This window comes from Vibrio sp. R15-SG3-ISO1B, assembly GCF_059833835.1.
In genome coordinates this window covers 74,050-99,179 of sequence record NZ_JCBDGG010000034.1, presented here as the reverse complement: position 1 = coordinate 99,179, position 25,130 = coordinate 74,050, and the positions used below count along the sequence as shown (strand labels likewise).

Here is a 25,130-nt window from a genome sequence, read left to right as displayed (position 1 = left end):
AAATATATAAGAGGAACAATCTCGCCCCTTAAGACCATTCAAATAACACCCACTCATCGAAAATGCGACACTGGTTAGTTACATTATAGAGACTCTCGCAGAGTGTCTGTCTTAATGTTAAGACTATTCAGATAATGCCACATCTTACATATGAGCTTGAGATACAGATCTAAAAAACATTCACATAATTTATTACTCTTTCTCTTTTCACCTTAGCCAGACATAAAAAAACCACCCGAAGGTGGTTTTTACCGTCAATCGCGTATCCGATTAAGATTGCGCTTGCGGACGCATGGCTGGGAACAGAATCACGTCACGAATCGTGTGCGTGTTGGTAAAGAGCATCGCTAGGCGATCAATACCAATCCCTTGGCCCGCTGTGGGTGGCAAGCCGTGCTCAAGTGCCGTGATGTAGTCTGCATCGTAATACATGGCTTCATCGTCACCAGCATCTTTCGCATCCACTTGCGCTTTAAAGCGTGCGTCTTGGTCTTCTGCATCGTTAAGCTCAGAGAAACCGTTCGCCACTTCGCGGCCGCCAATAAAGAACTCGAAACGGTCAGTAAAGAACGGGTTGTCATCGCTACGGCGAGCCAGAGGCGAAATATCCGCCGGGTAACCGGTAATAAAGGTTGGCTGAATCAGTTGAGGTTCAGCCGTTTCACCGAAGATCTCTTCAAGTAGCTGACCACACGTCCAGAACGGTTCAACATCAACGTGAACAGATTTAGCAATCGCGACCATTTTCTCGCGATCTTGCAGATCCGCTTCTGTTAGTGCTTGGATCTCAGCGTGATCTGGGTTGTAGTGCTTGATAGCTTCAAACATACTCATGCGAGCGTACGTACCACCAAACTCTACCGTCTCATCACCGTAAGGCATAGAAGTAGAACCAAGAACATCCATTGCCACTGTGCTGAGCATCTCTTCAGTGAGATCCATCAGATCTTTATAGTCAGAGTACGCTTGGTAGAATTCCATCATGGTGAATTCTGGGTTGTGACGTGGCGAGAGACCTTCGTTACGGAAGTTACGGTTGATCTCAAATACGCGATCAAAACCGCCCACAACGAGACGCTTCAAGTACAGCTCTGGCGCCACACGTAGGTACATGTCGATATCCAACGCATTGTGGTGCGTCACGAATGGACGAGCGGTCGCACCACCAGGGATGACGTGCATCATTGGCGTTTCCACTTCAAGGTAGCCTTTTGAGCTCATGAAGTTCCGGATCGCAGAAACAAGTTTAGAGCGAATGATAAAGGCTTGGCGTGAATCTTCATTGACAATCAGGTCAACGTAACGCTGGCGGTAACGCATCTCTTGGTCAGTCAGACCGTGGAATTTCTCTGGCAGTGGACGAAGCGCCTTGGTCAGCAATTCGTACTCTTCCATATTCACGTAAAGATCGCCTTTACCGGATTTATGCAGCGCGCCTTTGACACCGATGATGTCACCAATATCCAAACCTTGGTATTGCTCTTTAAGGTGCTTTTGTACGTCTTTTGCCGCATACGCTTGAATACGGCCAGATGTCTCTTGAATCACAAGGAACGGACCACGCTTAGCCATAATACGGCCAGCAATCGCCACCACGTGGTTGAGCGCTTCTAGCTCTTCCTTGCTCTTCTCACCGAACTCTTTTTGTAGATCGCCCGCTAGTGCATCACGACGGAAGTCATTAGGATGGCCATTTGCCTTGCAGCTCTTGCGGATAGCGTCCAGCTTCGCGCGGCGCTCAGCAATCAGCTTGTTTTCTTCAGGTGAAAGGACGTCTTGTTGATTTTCGTTTTGAACAGCATCAGTCATTTTCGATGTATCCTGTTTCGTTTCTGAGTGTCGGTGAAAAGCTTACAGGCCTGATTTCAGGCTAGCTTCAATAAATTTGTCTAGATCGCCATCCAGTACCGCTTGTGTATTGCGGTTTTCTACCCCGGTACGCAGATCTTTAATGCGCGAGTCATCTAGGACGTAAGAACGAATCTGGCTGCCCCAACCAATGTCAGACTTCGCGTCTTCGTTGGCCTGCTTCTCTGCATTCTGCTTTTGAATCTCAAGTTCAAAGAGCTTAGCGCGCAACTGCTTCATCGCCTGATCTTTGTTCTTGTGCTGAGAGCGATCGTTCTGACATTGCACGACCGTGTTGGTGGGTACGTGAGTAATACGTACCGCCGATTCGGTGGTGTTAACGTGCTGACCACCCGCGCCGGACGCACGGTACACGTCAATGCGCAAATCCGCAGGGTTAATGTCGATATCGATGTTGTCATCAATCTCTGGGTAGATAAACGCAGAAGCAAACGAAGTATGGCGGCGGCCGCTAGAGTCAAACGGCGATTTACGGACTAGACGATGCACGCCGGTTTCAGTGCGAAGCCAACCATAAGCATACTCGCCAGAGATTTTCACCGTCGCGCCTTTCAAGCCCGCCACTTCACCCTCTGACACTTCGATCACTTCGGTTTTGAAGCCTTTGGCTTCTGCCCAGCGCAAGTACATACGCAGCATCATCGACGTCCAGTCTTGCGCTTCAGTACCGCCTGAACCAGATTGCAGGTCGATATAGCAATCAGACGCATCGTGATCGCCAGAGAACATACGACGGAATTCAAGCTGCTCAAGCTTCGCTTCTAGTTCCGCAAGCTCGGGTTCGATTTCATCGAAGGTTTCTTGATCGTCTTCTTCGACCGCAAGCTCAAGTAAACCATCAACGTCTTCAACCCCTTGGTCGAGCTGATCAATGGTTTCCACGACAGCTTCTAACGCCGCACGCTCTTTACCTAACGCTTGTGCGCGCTCAGGTTCGTTCCAGACATCTGGTTGTTCCAGTTCTGCGTTGACTTCTTCTAGACGCTCTTTTTTGGCGTCATAGTCAAAGATACCCCCTCAGGACTAAAGTGCGCTGAGACACGTCCTGTAAGCGGTTTTTAATTGGATTGATTTCAAACATGTTTGCTCAACATTGATGAGTAGAATTTAACCGAAGAATTGTACTGAAAAGTGTGACGAAGATACAGGAATTTTTTGAACAGGACTGGCAGTGCGCCATAAACAACAATCCCTTGTCACACAGGGTATGACAAGGGATTCAGCGCAAAGAAATACGAGCGGTTAGGCGTTGTCTTGTGCCAGTGACGTTTGCTCAGATTGGCCGATGAACATCATGCACACCATCGTCGCCGCCGTTGGCAGCAACCAGCCCATGCCGACATCAAAAAGCGGCAACATGCTCAGTGCTGACATATCCAACCCTGCCACCTTAGCGGCATCAATAAGCGCAAACAGCAAAGCAACAAGAATCACCACACGATATGCCATAGCTGGATTCGCGAGCTTGCTACGCATAAAGGTCAACGCAATCAGAGCAATAGCAACCGGGTATAGCGCAAACAGCACAGGTACTGAAAGGGCAATCAGTTGAGCCAGGCCGACGTTCGCCACCACAGCACACGCCACACCATTAATGATCACCCACTGCTTATAAGAGAGCGGAGTGAGCGAGCTGAAATAGTCAGAACACGCAGAGATAAGGCCGATCGCCGTCGTCAAACACGCCAGCAACACGATGACAGAGAGAACCACTTGACCGTACGGACCAAACAGCGCTTGAACATACAAGCTTAACACTACACCACCATTGTCCGCTCCTGCTGCAACTGCAGAACTGGTCGCGCCGAGGTAGAAGAGTGAGATATAAACAAACGCAAGTCCCACAGCGGCAATGCAGGCTGCACTGATCAGGTATTTTGAGGTCGCTTTTTGTGAAGTGATACCTTTTTGGCGCAGCGCATCAACAATCAACACCCCAAACATCAAGGCGCCAAAGGTATCCATGGTGTTATAGCCTTCCAGAAATCCTTTTTGCAATGGGTGAGTTAAATACTCACCTTGCGCCGCTAAAATCTCTCCTTGAGGAGCAATAAAGACCGCACCGGCCAAGACAATCAGGCCAATAAACAGCGCCGGCGTCAGCACTTTACCAATCACATCAATCAGTTTGCCTTGAGACCAAGCAAAGAACACCGCAACCGCAAAAAAGAGAATGGAGAACATGGTCAACTGCATTTGCGCGGCGTCAGCCAAGAAGGGTTTGATCGCCATCTCGTAGGCAACCAAACCAGTACGAGGAGCCGCGAACGCTGGGCCGATAATGACGAAAATCAGTACCGCCATCACCACAGCAGCGCGCTTTGGCAAATGCTCTGTCAGATGATCCCATGAACCACCGGCTACGGCGATCGCAATGATCGTTGCCAGTGGCAAACCAACAGCCGTCGCGAGAAAACCCATCATTGCAGGGAACACATTGTCGCCTGCAAACTGACCGGCAATCGGTGGAAAGATGATGTTACCCGCACCTAAAAAAAACGCGAACAGCATGAAGCCGAGCGCAAGAATATCTGTGATTTTTAAACTCTGATTCACGAGAGAACCTTCTTATACTTCTGTTCCCAATGCGACTATGACGGCAGTATCGAGTAAACTCGGCTACCCCATAACCTGATGGGAGATATCGATGTTGTGAATGGAGAGTGATGTCATTGACCCACTCAATCTTTAAAATAAGGCGCGCATGATGAACAAACCGTGTCGCTTTCGCAACCGAATGGCGAAAAACACCATATAAATTTAGAGTACACTCAGATATACAGCAGTAATCACTAGTTGAGGAGTGAAAATTGGATTTTAATACCAATCAAAATCACCAACAGCACCACAACAAGAAGAACAAAAAACCATACACATCATTAACAACCACTGAAGTCACCACCATAACATTCAATGACAACATAAGATTCCAATGACCATCAAAGCCACTAAAGCGTTTTCATTTAAACAGTTTTCTATTCAGTCTGGACAATCGGGGATGCCGGTCAGTACCGATGGTGTCATGCTCGGCGCGTGGGCGCAGATAGAGCACGCACATCAAATACTCGATATCGGCACTGGAACGGGGCTATTAGCCTTGATGTGCGCTCAGCGCAACCCAGATGCACAGATATGCGCGATAGATATTGACCATCACGCCATTTGCGCCGCTCAAAGTAATTTCAGCGCCAGTCCGTGGAACAGCAGATTACGTCTTCTTCAAGGTGATATCCTCAGCGCCGAACTCCCAGACTCTTTTGACGCGATTATTTGTAATCCGCCCTATTTCACCACTGGCGAGTCTGCCAAAGCGCCCGCTCGCGCCATCGCAAGGCATGCCGATACATTGGCACACGAACCTTTATTGCGACGATGTCAGCAACTGCTCGCGCCTCTTGGCACCGCCAGTTTCATCTTGCCTCAAGTGGAAGGGGAAGCGTTTATCGAGTTAGCGCAGAATATGGGGTGGTCGTTAAGAAGGCGGTGTGAAGTGCGCACCACAGCCAACAAACCCGTCAGTCGCCTGATGTTTGAACTGCAACACACCGCAGGTGAGTGCCAATATCAATCACTGCTGATCCATGACGGAGCTGAGTACAGCGTAGATTTTGTCGCCCTGACGAGAGCGTTTTATTTAAAGATGCCGTAATTAAGGTGTGATCCTTATCACCAAAGACACTATACTATGCGACCTTTGTTATCCCTGAGGTCAAAATAAAGGGATAAAAACCATTTCGTGCGCTTGTGGAGAGACCAGAGTGATCAAAAATTTTGCCGAACTTGAGCTAGACAACAATCTACTCGAAGCCATCGAAGAGATGGGTTACAGCCGCCCAACCCAGATTCAGGCGGAAGCAATTCCACACGCCCTTGATGGTCGAGATATTCTCGCGTCTGCGCCCACAGGAACAGGTAAAACAGCGGCGTTCGTGCTACCCGCTCTGCAATATTTGCAAGATTTCCCACGCCGTAAACCTGGGCCTGCACGCGTGCTGATCTTAACGCCGACACGTGAACTGGCAATGCAAGTGGCAGATCAAGCGCGCGCTTTAGCAAAAAACACCAATCTCAACATCTTCACCATTACTGGTGGCGTTCAATATGAAGAGCACGCCGACATTTTGAAAAAGACCCAAGATATCGTTGTGGCAACCCCGGGCCGCTTAATGGAATACATCAATGCGGAGCGATTTGATTGTCGAGCAATTGAATGGTTAATCCTCGATGAAGCTGACCGAATGCTCGACATGGGCTTTGGTCCAACGGTTGACCGCCTTTCAAATGAATGTCGTTGGCGTAAACAAACTCTGCTCTTTTCTGCCACGCTCGAAGGCCGAGGTGTGGAAGGTTTCACTGCTGATCTATTGACGAATCCGGCGGAAATTGATGCCGAGCCATCACGCCGCGAACGTAAGAAAATCGCTCAGTGGTATCACCGTGCGGATGATATGGAGCACAAACTAGCGCTACTCAAAACCATTATCACCGAGCAAGCTCAACGTAGCATCATCTTCTTAAAAACCCGCGAACGTTTGGCGGACTTACGTGGCGAACTGGAAAAAGCGCAGATCCCTTGTGCGTGGATCCAAGGCGAAATGCCACAAGATCGCCGCAACAACGCCATTGCGCGATTCCGCGATGGCACGGTCAACGTACTGCTCGCCACCGACGTCGCCGCGCGTGGTATTGACCTTCCGGATGTCAGCCATGTGATCAACTTTGACTTGCCACGCAGCGCAGATGTTTACCTGCACCGCATTGGCCGTACCGCACGCGCAGGCAAGAAAGGTAACGCAGTCTCACTGGTGGAAGCACACGATCAACCCATGATGGATCGCGTCGCTCGCTACGTGAAAGAAGAGATCAAAGAGCGCTTTATTAAAGAATTACGTCCAAAACACAAAAAACCGGTGTTTAAGAAAAAGAACAAGAAAAAAGACGACAAGAAGAAAAGCGTGACTAAAACGAAGAAAAAGAGCGCCAGCAAGAAAAAGTAAGGCTATCGCTTAGATATACGGAAAAAGGGTTGATGTGTATGCATCAACCCTTTTTTATCGTCGACCTTCAAGGCCTGCGCAATGAAAGCCGCTGATCACTTCAGCGACTTTTTCCAGTCTCAAGGCGTGGGATTAGTGTTCACGAGTGGCACGGAACTCCACATCCGGGAAGCGCTCTTTGGCCAGGTTCAGATTAACCATGGTTGGTGCGATGTAAGTTAAGTTGTCACCGCCATCGAGGGCTAAGTTGACTTGGTTCTTGCGCTGGAACTCGTCGAGCTTCTTACCATCCTCACACTCAACCCAACGTGCAGTCGCCACGTTAACCCCTTCGTAAATCGCTTCCACGTTGTATTCTGCTTTCAAGCGCGCAACCACCACATCAAACTGAAGGACACCGACGGCGCCTACAATCAAGTCGTTGTTCTGCAAAGGTCTGAATACCTGCACTGCCCCTTCTTCTGAAAGCTGTACTAAGCCTTTGAGCAACTGCTTTTGCTTAAGAGGATCTTGCAAACGAATACGACGGAACAGCTCAGGAGCGAAGTTTGGAATACCCGAGAACTTCAGTGCTTCACCTTGAGTGAAGGTATCACCAATCTGGATGGTGCCGTGGTTATGGAGACCGATGATGTCACCTGCGTAGGCGTTTTCAGCGCGAGAACGATCGCCCGCCATGAACGTCACCGCATCCGAGATGTTCACTTGCTTACCAAGACGAACGTGGTTCATCTTCATGCCTTGCTTGTATGTCCCCGACACGATACGCATAAAGGCGATGCGGTCACGGTGTTTCGGGTCCATATTGGCTTGGATTTTAAACACAAATCCACTGAAGTTCTCTTCTGAAGCCTCAACTTTACGCTCATTGGCTTCACGCGGCATCGGTGCCGGAGCCCACTCAGTCAGACCATCAAGCATATGATCAACGCCGAAGTTACCTAACGCGGTACCGAAGTACACAGGCGTTAATTCACCGGCAAGGAACAGCTCTTGCTCAAACTCAGGACAAGCGCCAATGACCAATTCGAGCTCTTCACGCAGTTGCTCCGCCAATTCGCTGCCGACAGCTGCGTCTAGCTCTGGGTTATCTAGCCCTTTGATGATGCGCTGCTCTTGAATCGTGTGGCCTTGGCCTGTTGCGTAAAGAATCGTTTCGTCACGGTGAATATGGTAAACACCCTTAAACTCTTTACCGCAGCCAATCGGCCATGAGATTGGTGCGCACGCCATATTCAGTTCGCTTTCGACCTCATCCAGCAACTCCATAGGATCACGAATATCACGGTCAAGCTTGTTCATGAAGGTCACGATTGGGGTATCACGTAAACGCGTCACTTCCATCAGCTTGCGGGTACGATCCTCGACACCTTTCGCGGCATCAATCACCATCAGACATGAGTCAACAGCGGTCAGCGTACGGTAGGTATCTTCCGAGAAATCTTCGTGCCCTGGGGTATCGAGAAGGTTCACCAAACATTCGTTGTACGGGAACTGCATCACAGAGGTGGTCACGGAGATGCCACGCTCTTTTTCCATCTCCATCCAGTCTGATTTGGCATGCTGAGCGGAGCCGCGTCCTTTAACCGTACCGGCGGTCTGAATGGCGCGTCCGAACAACAACACTTTTTCAGTAATGGTGGTTTTACCCGCATCGGGGTGCGAGATGATCGCGAATGTTCTACGTTTAGACACTTCGCTTAGAAATGGGGTATTTGACATGAACAGGTCTTCTTAACTATCTGTAAGCCGTTTTTCTCGGTCATACCGAGCCTAAACCACTCTGGGTTCGATTCTATTTTGCGCGGTATTCTCGCTTATATTGATGCAATCAGCAACTTCATACAAAAAGATGAATTGAAAAGTCACGCTTTTCGTCGATAGATTAGATTATCAATAAATATGAGCTATAACTTAAGAAGTACATCTCACAAGTAGAAGCTATGTCCGAGACTATAAAGATCAATTCGTTAGCCATCCGCCAAGCAAAAACGGTGTTTTTGGTATCTGTCCTGCTGGGCGTCTGCTTCAGCTTGTATCAGATTTTTGTTGATGTATCGAAAGAGCAGCAACGTATCGAAGATCACTATCAGTTCAAGTTGCTGCAAAATTACTCTAATGCGAGTCAAGCGGCCTATCATCTTAACCAGTTGTTGGCCGAGCAAGTGGCCTCAACGCTGATGATGGATAACGCCATCTACCGTGTGGAAATCATCGATGACTTTGGCGATACCCTGACCCGTAATGAGCGCAGCGTGACACGCCAAGGGGATTTTGCTGAACTGGTGGCGACTTATCTCACGCCGACATCGCCGGTCTATCAGACCGATCTCCATCAGCCAAACTCTCATGTTGTGGTAGGCTCACTCAGCTTCTCCGTGAACGGCATCAGCATTGCGCGCGAGTTTATCGCCAAAACCAGCAAAATCTTACTGTTTGATTTGCTGCGCAATATTTTGCTGACCACTATTTTGCTGATCTTTTTCTACAAAAAACTGTCTAAACCACTAATTACTCTGCTTAATTGGGTACGCTCACTCAATGACCAGCACAGTGCGACCACGCCTCCTCCGCTTCAAGGTAACGATGAGCTCGGTCACCTTGCCAAGACCTTCCATTCCCTATGGCAAGACCGTGAAGTCGCGCAAGCGAAGCTCAATCAGCTCGCGTACTACGACTCGCTCACTGGGTTGGCCAATCGAAGCTTATTGATGCAAACCCTAGGCAAGTCTATTGACCAAGCGGTACACAACAATCAAACCGGCGCGCTGTTTTACTTGGATTTAGACCGTTTTAAAACCATCAATGACTCGCTCGGTCACACCATAGGGGATCAACTGCTCAAAGCGATCGCCAAGCGTATTGTCTCGTGGCAGCAAAAAGGCTACACCGCGGCGAGGATCGGCGGCGATGAGTTTGCGATCTTGCTGCCCAACGTGGGCCCAGAGCAAACCAAAAGTTTAGCTCAGCAGCTGCTTGCACTGATCTCAAACCCCTATTCGATTGATGATCACCAACTCTACTGTACCGTCAGTGTGGGTATCGCGACCTTTCCTTCGGTCGCCTGTACCAACATTGACGTGCTGCGCCAAGCGGATACCGCCTTGTACCGCGCCAAGGTGGCAGGTAAGAACAAGTACACCTTCTACGAGCCTGAAATGCAGGCGCAAGTCGAATCCTTCCTAGAGATTGAAAAGGGGTTGCATGAGGCAATCAATAAAGGACAGCTTGAACTCTATTATCAACCTCAGGTCAGTGATAAACATCAAATTATCGGGGTTGAAGCCTTAATTCGCTGGAACCACCCCGAAAAAGGGCTATTGCCTCCGGGCGTGTTTATGCCGGTCGCGGAAGAGACCGGCCAGATCCTTCAAATCGGTAATTGGATTATTGAGGAAGCGTGCTACCAGTATGCCAAGTGGAAAAAACAGGGCATCTTGCCAGACACTTTCCGCCGCTTGGCGATCAATATCAGTCCGCTTCAGTTCGCGCAAGAGTCCTTCGTTGATCACATCAATGAAGCCTTAGCGCAAGCAGGGATCAGTGGAGAGTGCATCGAACTGGAAATCACTGAAAACTTGCTGCTCGAGAATGTGGAAGGCGCGATTCAAAAGATGGTTAAACTCAAAGAGTTTAATCTCAAAACCTCGATTGATGACTTTGGCACCGGCTACTCATCACTGCGCTACTTAAAGCATTTATCGGTAGACGTACTTAAAATTGACCGTTCATTTGTCACCCAACTGCATTTAGACGAAAGTGACCAAGCGATTGTCGATACCATCATCATGACGGCGCAGCGTTTGAACTTGGAAGTCATCGCAGAAGGGGTGGAAGATGTATACGAGTTGGAGACGCTGAAAAAACTGGGTTGCGAACAATTCCAAGGTTACATTTTCGATAAGCCTCTGCCAGCGAGTGAGCTGAAAAGCCGCTTCGAGGCCAACTATTACCCGCTAGAACTACTGGAAGACGCGAAGTTCGCTCAGCGTTAATAAAGTCATCAGCTGAAGCAAAAAAGCTTAGAAAAACAGATAACTCATGATGATAGCGTCTTCTTTACCCTTGCTCGTTGGGTAATAGTTGACGCGACGGTCAATCTCATTGAAGCCAACTTCTTGGTAGAGAGCTAACGCCACCTGGTTACTTTCTCGTACTTCAAGCCAAGCGCTATCAGCACCCTCGCCCTCACACATCGACAAGAAGCCTTCAATAAGCACTCGGCCAAAGCCCAGTCCTTGCTTGGCGGGATCGACGGCAATGTTCAGTAACGTCACCTCACCCACAATATTCTGCGCGTAAAAATAGCCCACAACCTCGCCACTCACCTCAAGCACATGATGGCACGCACCGCGGCTCTCAATGGCGTTAATCAAGTTGGCAGACCAAGGATGTGAATGCGCGGCACACTCAATGCGATACACCTCATCAAGGTGCGTTGGCGCTAATGGAACCAGTGCCATGTTATTCTCCTTTGAGAGCCGTTTGGATTTGCTGCCACAAAGCGCGGCGCTCCACTTGATTACCATCAATCGCAGCTAACTCTGGCGACACCAAGGTTTTCACGCCCTCAAATTGGTGAGCATCACAACCGGCATACCAAACCCATGTCAACGCCTTTCTATTAACGGCCATCACCTGATGAGGATAAACGTGGCGCACATGTTCAAGGGTCAATGACATCGCTTGCAACACCTTTTGCAAAAACAGGGCGTCGCTGCCTTGAGGCAGTACAGGTGATACCAACAACAAACAGCAGTCATCATCCAGTGTAATAGGGCTAAGCTCTACGCCATGAAGACGGGAGGGATGCTCAAGTTGGTAGGTATCAATGCCCATCTCATGGAGATAGCCAGTGTTTAACAAAGACATATCGGTTCGTAATCCTTTATTCATGACAAACGGATTCATGAGTAAACGGGGTTGATGAGAATCGGTTAATCAAAACGGACTAATGCGCAGAAAGGCATCATTTGGGCTTCCCGACCAAGTGAAGCTAGCCACTTGGTCGGGAAAATCTTCACACGCGAGAGCGATTAAAAGCTCGCTTTCACCGCATCGGCAATTTTGAGGGCGCTCGCTTGAACCAGCTCAGCATCTTCGCCTTCCACCATAACGCGAATCAAAGGTTCAGTGCCCGACTTACGCAGTAGCACGCGGCCTTTATCACCAAGTTCGGCTTCAACTTGTGCCACACTCTCTTGTACGGCTTTCGCTTCTAGCGGGTTAGAGTCGCCCGAGAAACGCACGTTTTCCAACACTTGCGGGTACAGTGTCATACCTTGCGACAACTCGTTCAAAGTGAGTTTACTGCCCACCACTGATGCCAACACTTGCAGCGCTGCGACAATCGCATCACCAGTGGTCACCTTATCAAGCAAGATAACGTGGCCAGAGTTTTCCGCACCAATACGCCAGCCTTTTTCGATCAACTGCTCCATCACGTAGCGGTCACCGACAGCCGCACGAACGAAAGGAATCCCTAACGCCTTGAGGCCATTTTCCATGCCCAAATTGGTCATCAAAGTGCCAACCACGCCGCCTTTTAATTCACCACGACGCAACGCATCTCGCGCAATGATGTAAGCAATTTGGTCACCATCAATTTTATTGCCCAGATGATCCACCATGATGATGCGATCGCCATCACCATCAAAGGCGAGACCCAGCGCAGCTTGCTCTTCGACAACACGTTTTTGCAGCGCACGCACATCGGTCGCACCGACTTCATGGTTGATGTTGGTGCCATTCGGCTCCACACCCATCGCGATCACTTCAGCACCGAGTTCACTAAAGACTGCTGGCGCAATATGGTAAGTCGCGCCGTTAGCACAATCGACGACAATTTTTAGCCCGGCTAAGCTCAATGACGACGGGAAGGTACTTTTACAAAACTCAATGTAGCGCCCTGCTGCGTCGTTCAAGCGGCTCGCTTTACCCAGCATGGCCGATTCTACGCACTCAATCTCTTTATCGAGCTCCGCTTCAATTGCGAGCTCTACCTCATCGGGCAGCTTGGTGCCTTCTGATGAGAAAAATTTAATCCCGTTGTCGTAATATGGGTTGTGCGATGCAGAGATAACAATGCCTGCCTCAGCACGGAAAGTTTGTGTCAGATAAGCCACCGCTGGCGTAGGCATTGGGCCGGTAAAGGTCGCTTTCAAACCTGCAGCAGCAAGGCCAGCTTCAAGGGCTGACTCTAGCATGTAACCAGAAATACGCGTGTCTTTGCCAATGATGACTTTTTTCGTGCCTTGCTTTGCCAATACTTGGCCAGCCGCCCAACCGAGTTTCAATACAAAATCAGGGGTGATGGGGTATTGGCCAACTTTGCCGCGTACCCCATCGGTTCCAAAATAACGTCTTTTATCAGACATGGTGAGTCCTTATCTTTTTATTTTATCGCCGCAGAAGGTGAATGGTTCGCTTTGACCATCTCAACCACCTTCATGGCATCAAGCGTTTGTTCGTAATCGTGCACACGAATAATTTGCGCCCCTTTCATCGCTGCGATTGTCGCGCAGCTGACACTCGCCGCCATGCATTCAGCCGGCGCTTTGTCGAGCAGTTTAAATAACATCGATTTACGTGACATGCCCGCCAAGAGAGGCAAACCAAAACGGTGGAACTGCTCAAGATGCGCGAGCATATGATAGTTGTGTTCAAGGGTTTTGCCAAAGCCAAATCCAGGATCGAGGATCAGCTGCGCTTTATCAATCCCTGCCGCCTGACAAGTTTGCATGCGCTCTTGCAAAAACTCGCCCACCTCCACTAAGAGATCATCATAGCTCGGGTTTGCTTGCATGGTGCGCGGCTGGCCTTTCATATGCATCAAACAAATCGGCAGCCCAGATTGAGCCGCTACCTCTAGCGCTCCTGGCTCTTGCAGCGCACGGACGTCATTGATGATATCCGCACCTGCCGCTATCGCTTGCGCCATGACTTGTGCTTTACTGGTGTCAATAGAGATCCACACATCAGAGCGGGCGCGAATCGCTTGGATGATAGGTACCACGCGCGCAAGCTCTTCGTCCAAACTCACGTCCGGAGCCCCTGGACGCGTGGATTCACCACCGATATCGATGATGGTCACACCGGCGTCTATCATACGCTGCGCTTGCTCTAGAGCGCGCTCTAAGGAGTTAAACTGGCCGCCATCAGAAAACGAATCGGGCGTAACATTAAGGATCCCCATCACCTGAGGTGTGGAGAGATCGAGGATTTTATTGTTTGCTTTTAGAATCATCATAAACAGAAAAACCCCGAGTTGCCTCGGGGTTTGGTCATTAACAGAAATTATTCTGAGTCTTTTTTCTCAGTGCCTTCTTCAGCAGGTTGCGCTTTTTCAGCTGATTCGCTGCTACTGTTTTCCACCGTTTCATCGGCTTGGACAGGCTCGGCTGCACTCTTGTTTGAGGCGTTATCTCCCCATCCTGCAGGCTCACGAATGTCGCTTTTACGCTCCATCAGGTCATCAATTTGACCCGCGTCGATGGTTTCGTATTTCATCAGCGCATCTTTCATCGCATGCATGATGTCCATGTTGTCTTCCAAGATTTTCTTCGCACGGTCATAGTTGCGGTCGATAATCTTGCGCACTTCATCATCAATCAGCTTGGCGGTATCATCAGACACATGCTTGGTTTGCGTTACGCTGCGTCCTAGGAACACTTCACCTTCATCTTCAGCGTACAACAATGGCCCTAGCTTCTCCGAGAAGCCCCATTGCGTCACCATCTTGCGCGCAATGTCAGTCGCACGTTCAATGTCATTCGATGCGCCTGTCGAGACTTTATCAGGGCCATAAATCAGCTCTTCCGCCAATCGGCCGCCATACAAGCTCGAAATCATCGACTCAAGGTGCTGACGAGACATACTGACTCGGTCTTGCTCTGGCAGATACATGGTCACACCAAGCGCACGTCCACGTGGAATGATCGACACTTTGTATACTGGATCATGCTCAGGGACAAGACGGCCAACGATGGCGTGACCTGCCTCGTGATAAGCGGTAGACGCTTTGGTCTCTTCAGACATCACCATAGAGCGGCGTTCCGCCCCCATCATGATTTTGTCTTTTGCCAGCTCGAACTCCACCATAGAGACATTGCGCTTGTTACCGCGCGCCGCAAATAATGCTGCTTCGTTGACGAGGTTAGCAAGATCAGCACCCGAGAAGCCCGGTGTACCACGCGCAATCAATGAAGGTTCTACATCACCCGCCAACGGTACTTTACGCATGTGAACTTTCAAAATTTGCTCACGGCCACGTACATCTGGCAAGCCCACGACAACTTGACGGTCAAAACGACCTGGTCGCAACAAGGCTGGGTCCAGTACATCTGGTCGGTTTGTCGCAGCGATAACAATAATGCCTTCATTGCCTTCAAAACCGTCCATTTCAACCAGCATTTGGTTCAGGGTTTGCTCACGTTCATCGTGACCACCGCCCACACCTGCGCCACGTTGACGACCTACCGCATCAATCTCATCGATAAAGATGATACAAGGAGCTGCTTTCTTCGCTTGCTCGAACATGTCACGAACACGCGAGGCACCGACACCGACGAACATTTCGACAAAGTCAGAACCAGAAATGGTAAAGAACGGTACTTTGGCTTCACCGGCAATCGCTTTCGCCAGCAAGGTTTTACCCGTACCCGGAGGACCGACCATCAACACACCCGTTGGGATCTTACCGCCCAGCTTTTGGAAGCGACTCGGGTCACGCAGGTAATCCACCAGCTCTTTGACGTCTTCTTTGGCTTCATCACAGCCTGCCACATCGCCAAAGGTGGTTTTAATTTGCTCTTCGCTCATCATACGAGCTTTGCTCTTACCGAAGGACATCGCGCCTTTTCCGCCACCGCCCTGCATTTGACGCATGAAGAAAATCCACACACCAATCAGTAAGATCATTGGGAACCATGAGATGAAGATAGTACCGAGCAAACTTTGCTCTTCCGGCGGCGTACCTTGCACCTTCACGTTTTGATTGATCAAGTCATCGAGGAGTTTTTGATCGTAGACGGGCATGTAAGTCACATAACGAGAGCCACCGCCACGACGAACGAAGGTAATTTCGCCGTCTTTAAATGTTGCTTCCTGAATCTGGCCTTGGCCAACTTCCTGTACGAACGTGGTGTAATCTACTGCTCGTCCGTTGCTCTCTCCCGGCCCAAAGCTTTGGAATACCGACATCAAGACTACGGCGATCACTAGCCACAGAATTAAATTTTTTGCCATGTCACTCAAGGTGTCAGCCTCTCGATAACTAATTGTAATTAAAGGTAGGGTACTACAGTTTGAAAACTGTAGCTACAGTGTTAACCGCTGCGAAAAAGAGCAAATAGTTAACCTTTGTAACTAGCGGCCAGCTTGATTAGCCTTTGTAGCCAGTAGCCACGATGAAGACTTCACGTGAGCGTGCTCGCGATGAGTCTGGTTTTCTTACTTTTACGGTTTTAAACAAATCTCGGACTTCTTTCACGTATTGATCGAAGCCTTCGCCCTGAAAAACCTTGACGACAAAGCTACCATTGGGTGCTAGAACTTGTCGACACATATCTAACGCGAGCTCAACCAAGTACATCGCTCTTGGCTGGTCCACTGAGTTATTACCAGCGATGTTCGGCGCCATATCGGACATCACCACATCGACCATAGACGGTTGGATTCGCTCTAGCAGGGCTTCGAGCACGGCATCGTCTCTAAAATCCCCTTGCAGAAAGCTCACCCCAGCGATCGGATCCATCGGCAACAAATCACACGCGATGATTTGCCCGCTGTCCCCCACTATTTTAGCAGCATATTGAGACCAACCACCGGGCGCAGCGCCCAAATCCACCACAGTCATGCCTGGTTTTAGTAGCTTATCTTTGCTTTGGATCTCTTCCATCTTAAAATAAGCGCGAGAGCGATAGCCTTTTTTTCTCGCTTCGTTGGCATATTTGTCGTCGAAGTGTTCTTTCAACCATCGACCAGAACTGGCCGAATGCTTTTGTTTACTCATTCTAATCCTAATAAGACGTAAATAGGAGCTATTGCTGTAATAGGGAAACCCTATTGCGGCTTACTCTGGAGCAAGGAAACTCATCTTTCGATCATTCCCGCCCGCTTGATAATTAACCATCGCTCAATAAATGATAGTCTTCCACCATAGATGGCGTTAAAATAGGGCTTTTCAACCCTAATATTAAAGAAAATTGGCCGCGTAATGAACCTAAGCACCAAACAAAAGCAGCATCTTAAGGGCCTAGCACACAGCTTAAAACCAGTTGTGCTCCTCGGCGCGAACGGACTCACGGAAGCTGTTCTAGCGGAAATCGACATTGCTCTCAACTACCACGAACTGATCAAGGTAAAAATCGCCTCTGAAGATCGTGACACCAAAAACCTGATTGTCGACGCCATCGTGCGTGAAACAGAAGCAGAGAAAGTCCAAGTGATTGGTAAAACGCTTGTTCTGTTCCGTCAATCTGAAGATCGTAAAATCGAACTTCCACGCAAGTAATCTCGTCCGAGCCGATGGGTACTCCATCACGGCGGACAAGTCACTTGCCACACCAAGGTTCACGCTCCCTCTTACTTATATAGATAAAACTTAGGTAGACGCACTTAAGTAGGCACACTGTTTGGGTACACCCGCTGTACTCATTGCAATGTAGAGTATTGAATCCAACAAAAAAGGTCGCGCTGCGACCTTTTTTGTTGCTTGAAACCTTTTCTGAACACACCGATGAGCGGTTGGCTCAAGTCGTTGCTCAGCGAGCATCCTGCTGACTTATATTCTCTCAACTAACTTAGATACTCTCAACTAAAGGTACTCAACACGATCAATTTCGAAATCGCGCTCACCACCTGGGGTTGCAATCACGACTTCATCGCCTTCCATCTTACCAATCAAGCCACGAGCAATCGGAGAGCTGACAGAAATGCGACCCGCTTTGATATCAGCCTCATCGTCACCGACGATTTGGTAGGTTTTTTCTTCTTCAGTGTCGCAATCGATCAGTGTGACCGTTGAGCCGAAAATCACTTTGCCTGTGTTTTCCATCTTAGTGACATCGATCACTTGAGCGATCGACAGCTTGTATTCGATATCACGGATCTGCGCTTCACAAATACCTTGCTCTTCGCGAGCCGCGTGGTACTCAGCGTTTTCTTTCAGGTCGCCAAGCTCACGAGCTTCAGCAATCGCTTCAGAAATTTGTGGGCGAAGTTTCAAGAGTCGGTCGAGTTCTTCACGTAGCTGCTTTTCGCCACGCAGTGTCATTGGGACTTTTTCCATTATTACCTCATTCCAAAGCATTCTTTGGACAAAACAAAACTACCTAATCACGAGGACTAGGTAGGGATTCAATCAATCGGTTTGTTCTAGTGTAAACAAACTTGGCAACGAAATCATCTTAATTCATCGTACATGAGAGATCACACTCTTAATGCACACATATGCAACCAAACCAACACCAGAACCAGATTTTTGCAGCGGTCAAAAATCCGACAATCAAGATAAAAAATGATAAATTTTTCGTTTTTTTCGACACCCAAACAAAAAGGTAAAAATCACAACAAATCAATAACTTGATATTTTTTTACCCTCAATAAAACAGTGTTCAAAAACGGTTTTTATATCGTTTTACTACCGCTCAGGGGAACTTTGACGGTACAACATGAGCACGAATTGCTCTGGCGACTCAAATCAGTATTTCATATTTATCCGCCTTTTCTTAAGTATGAACATTGAGTCCTCTGGGAATGCGTACGAGGATAAACACGCAAGTGACATCACTCGCATATAAAATTTATGGACAGTAAATTAGGACTAAATAAGATGAACAAGACTCTAATCGCTCTAGCAGTATCTGCAGCAGCAGTGGCAACTGGCGCAAATGCAAATACCATCTATAAAACGGACACCTCATCTCTATCTCTATCTGGTGAAATCGACGCGTATTTGAGCAAGGTTGAAACTCAAAACACCAAATACGATGCAGACATCGACCTATGGGCCAAGATCCAGATCGATGCTCGTCACCAACTCAATGACACTGTCGCAGTTTTCGGTTCATTCGAAGTTGAAACCGGAAACGGCTTCATGCCAGGTGACAACGATGCAAATAGCTTTAGTGCTGATGACGCATATGTAGGCCTTGAGCTTGGCAATAACTTTGGTTTTGCTGTTGGAGAACCAGGTGACTACGCGAAATCTGTTAATGCTATTCTGATCGATAACACAAATGAAGGTTACGGTTATGTTGACGATGTAGCAGATCGCTTCGAATCAAAGGGACACGGTATTGCGGCCAAATACTCTATTGATAATTTGACTCTTGTTGCGGACGCATACTTAAACCAAGAGCGCGATCTTGACACTGTATTTGGTCTATCAGCTTCATACGATATTGCAGGCTTCAATTTGGGTGCGACATACCAAGACCAAGGTAACCGTAGCTCATATGATACGTCAACAAACGGAGACAATAGCCTATGGGGTGTCAAAGTAGGGTACGGCATTGGCGACTTTAATATTGCAGCCCACTATGTAATCGATGAGATCGATAGCGAAGATCACGAAGCTCTAGGTATTGCTGCGTCTTACCAAATCGAAGCTCTTCGTCTATACACATCGCTCGGTTCTGTTGAAAATAAAGACACAGATCAATCAGGCAGCTATGACGACGTAAAAGCGTACACAGTCGGTGCTGACTACGCAATTTCTGCAAATCTACTTGCGTTTGTGGAATACACAGGTATCGATAACGTAGATAACAACAAAGGCGATGAAGATAAGCTTGCCCTCGCTGGCGTATACTACACCTTTTAATCTTTAGCGCTTTCGCAATTAATAGGTCTCAAGTATTTACTGCCAGCTACGTAGCTGGCAGTTTTGTTTGCAGTTATACTGACACTCGTTTCTTAATCGGTGTTTTGATATGACTTCTCTTCTTCGCTCCCTTGTCTCTCTGTCATTGTGCCTATTCGTGGCCCCTAGCGCGCATGCCAATATTACCCCGAGTTCAGCGCCTACTGCGCAGCCTTATCCCCCACTCTCTCATCTGCCCGTTGGCAGTCGTAGTGCGTTAAGAATTGAAAGCTTAGTGGAGAGAGACACTGCGCTCGTCACCGACAACCAAGACCAATATTTTCCCCCAGCCAGCACACTGAAACTGCTCACGGCGCTCGCGGCCAAGCTAGAGCTTGACGACAACTTCCGTTTTGAGACTCACCTTGCGACAGCCGATCAAGATTGGGTGATTCAGTTTAGTGGTGACCCAACTCTGATGAGCCAAGATCTCAACAATCTGCTCGCTCTCGCCAAACGCGATGGCCATACTGAGATTAAAGGAGATCTTTGGCTCGATAACCGAGCGTTTACCGGCTATGACCGAGCCGTCGGCTGGCCTTGGGATAGCTTAGGTGTGTGCTACAGCGCGCCGGCTAGCGCTATTTCACTGGATGAAAACTGTGTCTATGCGTCGATTTATACCCAAGACGATGGCAAAACACGTGTCTATGTGCCTGAGCAGTACCCGATTTACGTCACATCAAGCGCTAAGTCGGTCAGCCAAACCGAACAACAAGCCACACAGTGTGATTTGGAGCTGCTTTCTTCGCCCGAAAACCACTACCAGCTTCAGGGGTGCTTAACCCAGCGTGAGAAACCGCTGCCGCTCAAATTCGCGGTGCAAGATCCAGAGCTTTACACTCAACGCATGGTAAGTCAGCAACTGCGCGCGCTCGGCATTACACTTAAAGGGCAGGTTCGTATTGGCCAACCGCCAGCGGCAGACACTCAGCGTATCGCCACTCACCGCTCTGCGCCGCTATCCGATTTGATTGCCACCATGTTGACCAAATCCGACAACTTGATTGCAGATAACCTGACTAAAACATTGGGCGCGAAGTTCTACATTCAACCGGGCAGTTTCAGTAATGGTACCAAGGCGATTAAGCAGATTATCTTCGCCCATACCGGCATTGATTTAACCGATGTCCCCATGACCGATGGCTCAGGATTGTCACGCAACAATCGCATCACGACAGCCATGATGGCGAAGGTGCTTCGCTACATCTGGCAACACGATGAAGACTTAAACCTGATCGCTGCCATGCCCAAGTCAGGTGAAAATGGCACACTGCAATATCGACGCAGTATGCGTCAATCCCCCATCAAGGGCGCATTGGTGGCGAAAAGTGGCTCGATTTACGGCAGCATGAATATGGCTGGCTTTGGGCTTGATGAGCATGGTACACCGACCACGCTATTTATTCAGTTTGTGGCCGATTACCACCCGGGAGAGGAGAGCCGCAACGCCCCAAGAGGCCCCGCGGCTATTACCCAGTTTGAAACCTTGTTTTATCAAGACGTAGTCAATTTCAGTCAGGCAATCCCTAAGAACGCGTTAACCACAGTGAAATAGATCCACATCCCCGAAATATCAACAATCGACGCCAACACCGGGCTGACAAGTACCGCCGGATCCAACTTGAAAGCCCGAGCGACAATCGGCAGTACACCGCCTAACGTCGTTGATAGGGTGACTTGGATAAACAAAGCCACCGCAATGGCGAGCGCAATTAGGTCAATGTCAAACCCGCCGGCTGAGGCGCTGTCGCTGAACAACAAAATGCGGCCAACCATCACCAGAGCAATCGCCAACGCGAGGCACAGTGCCACGCGACTCTCTTTCCACAGTACTAACAGCCATTGCCGCTTACGCAGCTCTCCCGTCGCTAACGCTCGAATCACCAAGGTCGCCGCTTGGGTGCCGGTATTGCCCCCTGCTGCCGCGATGACAGGCATATACACCGCCAGTAGCACTAGCTGGCTTAAAGTGTCTTCATATTGGGCGATGATCAACCCAGAGACGATCCCGAGTAGGGCCAACGCGATGATCCAACCGATACGCTGCTTCACGTGCTCCAGCACCGAGGTACTCAGATAGCTATCCCCGGTTTCTACTTCCGAGTGGATAAGACCCAGTTGGTGCGCATAGTGACGCGCCAGTTTGTCATGCCCTTGAAGCTCAAGTTTTGAAATCAAGGTCTGAACGTAACCGATGGTGCAGTGGTGTAAAATGGCCACCGCCTCTTCAATCGGCATTACTGTCAACAGATGAAGCTGATGACTTTGCTCGTATTGCAAAAACGCGCTGCGAGCGGCACCAATCTCTTCACGAGAAAAGTGTGATTGTGTGTCTACAAAAGGTTTGCTCATTACCGTCATGGCGAATCTCCCGATTGGCAAAAAGGTAACGACCATCACGCATGAGAAATGCGTAACTAGTATGAATAAGCGAAAATGCTGTGAGGAGAAAAACGCGAGAAAGGAAACAGGACTCTACCACCGAGGTAGAGCAAATGGAGGCCATACCGACAGCGGATTATTTTTCCCCTTTGATACTAGGGGGATGGTCGGTAGTGTTCATAAAAATCTCCAAAAAAACCACCAAATTGGCAGCGGCGAGAGTGTAGCAAAACAGGCAGAAAAAATCAGTCAAAATCGTGTTAAAAAGCCCGATAGATTTGCCCTATACCTGGCGCCAAGCCATCATTACAGGCAATAAAAAAGCGCCGAATATCGACGCTTTTTCCACTCGTTTTGCCCTCTGTCACTAGTCGCTAGGAACTAGGAACCAAAACCCATCACTCAATCGTGATACGTGCGAACTTACGCTTACCCACTTGGAATACGTAAGTGCCCGCTTCAGGTGCGAATTTCGCGTCCGCGACCTTCTCACCCTCTATTTTCGCCGCACCCTGTTTCACCATACGCATCGCGTCTGAAGTAGAAGCGCACAAACCGGCGTCTTTAAGCAGGTTGGCAACAGGCGTACCAGCGTCAAAGGTAAACTCCGGCATCTCATCTGGGATCTGATTTTTAGCAAAGCGGTTAACAAACTCTTGCTCAGCGGCATCCGCATCAGCTTCACTATGGAAGCGGGCGATGATCTCTTTCGCCAACAAGACTTTGACATCACGTGGGTTTTTGCCCGCAGCAATGTCGGCTTTAAATTGCGCGATCTCCTCAAGAGGACGGAACGACAACAACTCGTAGTAGCTCCACATCAGATCATCAGAGATAGACATGATCTTACCAAACATCTCACTTGGCGCTTCGCTGACACCAATATAGTTGTGCGCCGACTTAGACATCTTCTTCTCACCATCTAAGCCCACCAGCAGTGGCATGGTCAGCACAACTTGCGGTTTTTGTCCGTGCGCTTTTTGCAGCTCACGTCCCATCAGCAGGTTAAACTTTTGGTCCGTACCACCTAGCTCAACATCGGTCTCCATCGCCACCGAGTCGTAACCTTGCAGTAGTGGATACATGAACTCGTGAATCGCGATTGGCTGACCGCCTGTGTAGCGCTTTTTAAAATCATCACGCTCAAGCATACGCGCCACAGTTTGCTGCGCGGCAAGACGGATCATACCTTCAGCACCCAGCTCAGATAACCACTCAGAGTTGAACTGAATCTTGGTCTTGGCAGGATCGAGGATCTTGAATACTTGCTCTTTGTAGGTCTCTGCATTGCGCAGTACGTCTTCACGAGTCAGTGGTGGACGTGTGGTGTTCTTCCCGGTTGGGTCACCCACCATGCCGGTAAAATCACCAATCAAAAAGGTCACATCATGGCCTAGCTCTTGGAACGCACGCAGCTTGTTTAGGATAACCGTATGGCCTAAGTGAATGTCGGGAGCCGTGGGATCAGCGCCCAACTTAATGCGTAGTGGACGCCCTTCTTTTAACTTAGCAATCAGTTCTTCTTCTGGAATTAGCTCTTCAACACCGCGCTTAATCTCCGCTAGTGCAGCTTCAATGCTCGCCATTCTTGTTCACTCCCACAGATTTGGCAAAAATTTGATAATTTCCCATCTTACTTGAATAGCGATGCTTTTTGAAACCAGTTAGACTAAACAGCTAGGCTTTTTCTCGAATTTTTTAGAACGGACAAACGATGTTGTCTCTTTTCGCTCGACTTCCTTGGTTTCACCGAGCTTTTATCGCTTTGTTTAGCGCGCTAATTGTGGTTGCCTTGTTTCTTCCCACACCTCAGGATTTGCGTCAGGATGACAAGCGCTACCAAATAGGTACGCCTTACCCTATCGCGATTGATGCCACCGCGTTAGAGATCGACACTGTGATCGGTCCGCCATTGATTCTTCGTTGGGACAAACACACCATTGGCTCTGGCGACAGCATGGCACTGCTCTTTCAGCGTGCTGGCCTCTCTTCTCGATTGCTGTATGAACTCACCTCCACCAATAAAGAGATAGAGCAACAACTTACAAGAGTACGCCCCGGCGATGCGTTTCTATTTGGCTTTGATGAAAACAACCAACTGGTGCAAATCAAACGCGAGCTGAGCCCGTACGAATCATTCCTGATCACCCGCTCTGAAGACGGCTTTCGTTCAAGTCTTGATGTCAAAGAAGTCTTTTATAAATACAACTACGCCGAAGCGACTATTACCTCTAACTTTTGGAATGCAGGGGTCAGCGCCGGTTTAACCGCCAACCAAATCATGGAGCTGGCGGGGATTTTTGGTTGGGACATCGACTTTGCCCTCGATATCCGCCAAGGCGACGGCTTTAAGATTCTTTACCAAGAGAAAGTGGTCGAAGGGGAAATTGTCGGACGAGGTAAAATCATCGCTGCGCTATTTACCAACCAAGGTGATAACTTCACGGCGATTTTAGATGACCACACGGGCAACTATTACGATGAAAATGGCCGGGCGATGAAAAAAGCCTTTTTGCGCTCACCGCTCGATTTTCGCCGTGTCTCTTCTAACTTTAACCCAACGCGTCGCCATCCGGTTACCGGACAGGTACGTGCTCACCGCGGCACCGATTACGCCGCGCCTGTCGGTACGCCGATATGGGCCGCTGGTGATGGTGTAGTGATTAAATCCAGCTATAACCAGTTCAATGGCAACTACGTCTTTATCAAGCACAGCAACACCTACATCACTAAGTACCTGCACCTGCAAAAACGCAAAGTCAAAACCGGGCAGCGCGTAAAACAAGGGCAAACCGTGGGTACGCTCGGTGGTACTGGCCGTGTGACGGGGCCGCACTTACATTATGAGTTTTTGGTCAATGGCGTGCACAAAAACCCAAGAACGGTCAAACTGCCGCAATCAAAGTCGTTAACGGGTAAAGAGAAAACCACCTTTATTGCCAACGCCAAGATTCGCTTAGATAAACTCGAACGCTATGGTGAGCTGTTAGCCACTCGTTAAGTGAACAAGAAAA

21 protein-coding genes are annotated in these 25,130 nt (G+C 48.9%); 8 read left to right on the top strand and 13 right to left on the bottom strand.

Annotated elements, in window-relative coordinates; genetic code table 11:
* Positions 1 to 270: 270 nt before the first annotated feature.
* From lysS to brnQ, 3 genes are all read right to left on the bottom strand, one after another.
* Complete coding sequence (gene lysS / locus AC6R0S_RS10430) at positions 271 to 1,809, bottom strand: lysine--tRNA ligase (RefSeq protein WP_334554026.1); 1,539 nt, start codon at positions 1,807 to 1,809, stop codon at positions 271 to 273.
* Positions 1,810 to 1,851: 42 nt separating this feature from the next.
* A protein-coding gene (prfB, locus tag AC6R0S_RS10425; protein WP_334554024.1) for a peptide chain release factor 2 occupies positions 1,852 to 2,950 on the bottom strand; the annotation gives its coding sequence in 2 pieces (ribosomal slippage) (positions 1,852 to 2,874 and positions 2,876 to 2,950; 1,098 coding nt in all).
* A gap of 161 nt (positions 2,951 to 3,111) precedes the next feature.
* Entirely contained in the window at positions 3,112 to 4,425 is a 1,314-nt protein-coding gene (gene brnQ / locus AC6R0S_RS10420) for a branched-chain amino acid transport system II carrier protein (protein WP_500630106.1), read from the bottom strand.
* A gap of 376 nt (positions 4,426 to 4,801) precedes the next feature.
* On the opposite strand from brnQ, the gene AC6R0S_RS10415 reads away from it, so the two are divergent.
* Together AC6R0S_RS10415 and srmB are read left to right on the top strand one after the other, a co-directional pair.
* A complete protein-coding gene (locus AC6R0S_RS10415; RefSeq protein ID WP_500637867.1) occupies positions 4,802 to 5,518 on the top strand; it encodes a tRNA1(Val) (adenine(37)-N6)-methyltransferase in 717 nt (238 codons plus the stop codon).
* 109 nt (positions 5,519 to 5,627) lie between these two features.
* Positions 5,628 to 6,866, top strand: a complete 1,239-nt coding sequence (srmB, locus tag AC6R0S_RS10410) for an ATP-dependent RNA helicase SrmB (protein WP_500637866.1) — start codon at positions 5,628 to 5,630, stop codon at positions 6,864 to 6,866.
* Between the two features lie 132 nt (positions 6,867 to 6,998).
* On the opposite strand, the gene prfC is transcribed toward srmB, so the two are convergent.
* Positions 6,999 to 8,588, bottom strand: a complete 1,590-nt coding sequence (gene prfC, locus AC6R0S_RS10405; RefSeq protein WP_500637865.1) for a peptide chain release factor 3 — start codon at positions 8,586 to 8,588, stop codon at positions 6,999 to 7,001.
* 221 nt (positions 8,589 to 8,809) lie between these two features.
* Between prfC and AC6R0S_RS10400 the strand changes: the two genes are divergently transcribed.
* Positions 8,810 to 10,861, top strand: coding sequence for a putative bifunctional diguanylate cyclase/phosphodiesterase (locus AC6R0S_RS10400; RefSeq protein ID WP_500637864.1), 2,052 nt, complete (start codon positions 8,810 to 8,812; stop codon positions 10,859 to 10,861).
* 27 nt (positions 10,862 to 10,888) lie between these two features.
* Here AC6R0S_RS10400 and rimI read toward each other — a convergent pair whose 3' ends face one another.
* From rimI to rlmE, 6 genes are all read right to left on the bottom strand, one after another.
* Entirely contained in the window at positions 10,889 to 11,329 is a 441-nt protein-coding gene (gene rimI / locus AC6R0S_RS10395; RefSeq protein WP_500632725.1) for a ribosomal protein S18-alanine N-acetyltransferase, read from the bottom strand.
* 1 nt (position 11,330) lies between these two features.
* On the bottom strand, positions 11,331 to 11,738 hold the full coding sequence (locus AC6R0S_RS10390; protein ID WP_500637863.1) for a DNA polymerase III subunit psi: 408 nt from the start codon (positions 11,736 to 11,738) through the stop codon (positions 11,331 to 11,333).
* A 164-nt stretch (positions 11,739 to 11,902) separates the two neighbouring features.
* The gene (gene glmM / locus AC6R0S_RS10385; protein WP_500637862.1) at positions 11,903 to 13,243 is read right to left on the bottom strand and encodes a phosphoglucosamine mutase; all 1,341 of its coding nucleotides are present in this window, start codon (positions 13,241 to 13,243) and stop codon (positions 11,903 to 11,905) included.
* 17 nt (positions 13,244 to 13,260) lie between these two features.
* The gene (gene folP / locus AC6R0S_RS10380; protein WP_500632755.1) at positions 13,261 to 14,112 is read right to left on the bottom strand and encodes a dihydropteroate synthase; all 852 of its coding nucleotides are present in this window, start codon (positions 14,110 to 14,112) and stop codon (positions 13,261 to 13,263) included.
* Positions 14,113 to 14,162: 50 nt separating this feature from the next.
* A complete protein-coding gene (gene ftsH, locus AC6R0S_RS10375; protein WP_500630112.1) occupies positions 14,163 to 16,112 on the bottom strand; it encodes an ATP-dependent zinc metalloprotease FtsH in 1,950 nt (649 codons plus the stop codon).
* Positions 16,113 to 16,248: 136 nt separating this feature from the next.
* Positions 16,249 to 16,878: a 23S rRNA (uridine(2552)-2'-O)-methyltransferase RlmE gene (gene rlmE, locus AC6R0S_RS10370; RefSeq protein ID WP_334554004.1), complete on the bottom strand. Its 630-nt coding sequence runs from the start codon at positions 16,876 to 16,878 to the stop codon at positions 16,249 to 16,251.
* A 204-nt stretch (positions 16,879 to 17,082) separates the two neighbouring features.
* On the opposite strand from rlmE, the gene yhbY reads away from it, so the two are divergent.
* Entirely contained in the window at positions 17,083 to 17,379 is a 297-nt protein-coding gene (gene yhbY / locus AC6R0S_RS10365) for a ribosome assembly RNA-binding protein YhbY (protein WP_334554002.1), read from the top strand.
* A 303-nt stretch (positions 17,380 to 17,682) separates the two neighbouring features.
* Here the strand turns inward: yhbY and greA are convergent, their stop codons facing one another.
* On the bottom strand, positions 17,683 to 18,156 hold the full coding sequence (gene greA / locus AC6R0S_RS10360; RefSeq protein ID WP_500626631.1) for a transcription elongation factor GreA: 474 nt from the start codon (positions 18,154 to 18,156) through the stop codon (positions 17,683 to 17,685).
* Positions 18,157 to 18,699: 543 nt separating this feature from the next.
* On the opposite strand from greA, the gene AC6R0S_RS10355 reads away from it, so the two are divergent.
* Both AC6R0S_RS10355 and dacB read left to right on the top strand, forming a co-directional pair.
* Complete coding sequence (locus tag AC6R0S_RS10355) at positions 18,700 to 19,692, top strand: porin (protein ID WP_500632728.1); 993 nt, start codon at positions 18,700 to 18,702, stop codon at positions 19,690 to 19,692.
* A gap of 109 nt (positions 19,693 to 19,801) precedes the next feature.
* Entirely contained in the window at positions 19,802 to 21,289 is a 1,488-nt protein-coding gene (dacB, locus tag AC6R0S_RS10350) for a serine-type D-Ala-D-Ala carboxypeptidase (RefSeq protein WP_500632729.1), read from the top strand.
* On the opposite strand, the gene AC6R0S_RS10345 is transcribed toward dacB, so the two are convergent.
* Complete coding sequence (locus AC6R0S_RS10345; RefSeq protein ID WP_334568401.1) at positions 21,250 to 22,095, bottom strand: magnesium transporter; 846 nt, start codon at positions 22,093 to 22,095, stop codon at positions 21,250 to 21,252. The two genes, dacB and AC6R0S_RS10345, sit on opposite strands and share 40 nt — an antisense overlap.
* Positions 22,096 to 22,156: 61 nt before the next feature.
* Here AC6R0S_RS10345 and AC6R0S_RS10340 point away from each other — a divergent pair, with 61 nt between their 5' ends.
* The gene (locus AC6R0S_RS10340; RefSeq protein WP_500637861.1) at positions 22,157 to 22,435 is read left to right on the top strand and encodes a hypothetical protein; all 279 of its coding nucleotides are present in this window, start codon (positions 22,157 to 22,159) and stop codon (positions 22,433 to 22,435) included.
* A 79-nt stretch (positions 22,436 to 22,514) separates the two neighbouring features.
* On the opposite strand, the gene tyrS is transcribed toward AC6R0S_RS10340, so the two are convergent.
* On the bottom strand, positions 22,515 to 23,702 hold the full coding sequence (tyrS, locus tag AC6R0S_RS10335; RefSeq protein ID WP_500637860.1) for a tyrosine--tRNA ligase: 1,188 nt from the start codon (positions 23,700 to 23,702) through the stop codon (positions 22,515 to 22,517).
* 128 nt (positions 23,703 to 23,830) lie between these two features.
* On the opposite strand from tyrS, the gene shyC reads away from it, so the two are divergent.
* Positions 23,831 to 25,117 carry a peptidoglycan DD-endopeptidase ShyC gene (gene shyC / locus AC6R0S_RS10330; protein WP_500637859.1) on the top strand — a complete coding sequence of 429 codons (1,287 nt, stop codon included), beginning with the start codon at positions 23,831 to 23,833 and terminating at the stop codon, positions 25,115 to 25,117.
* The last annotated feature ends 13 nt before the right edge of the window (positions 25,118 to 25,130 follow it).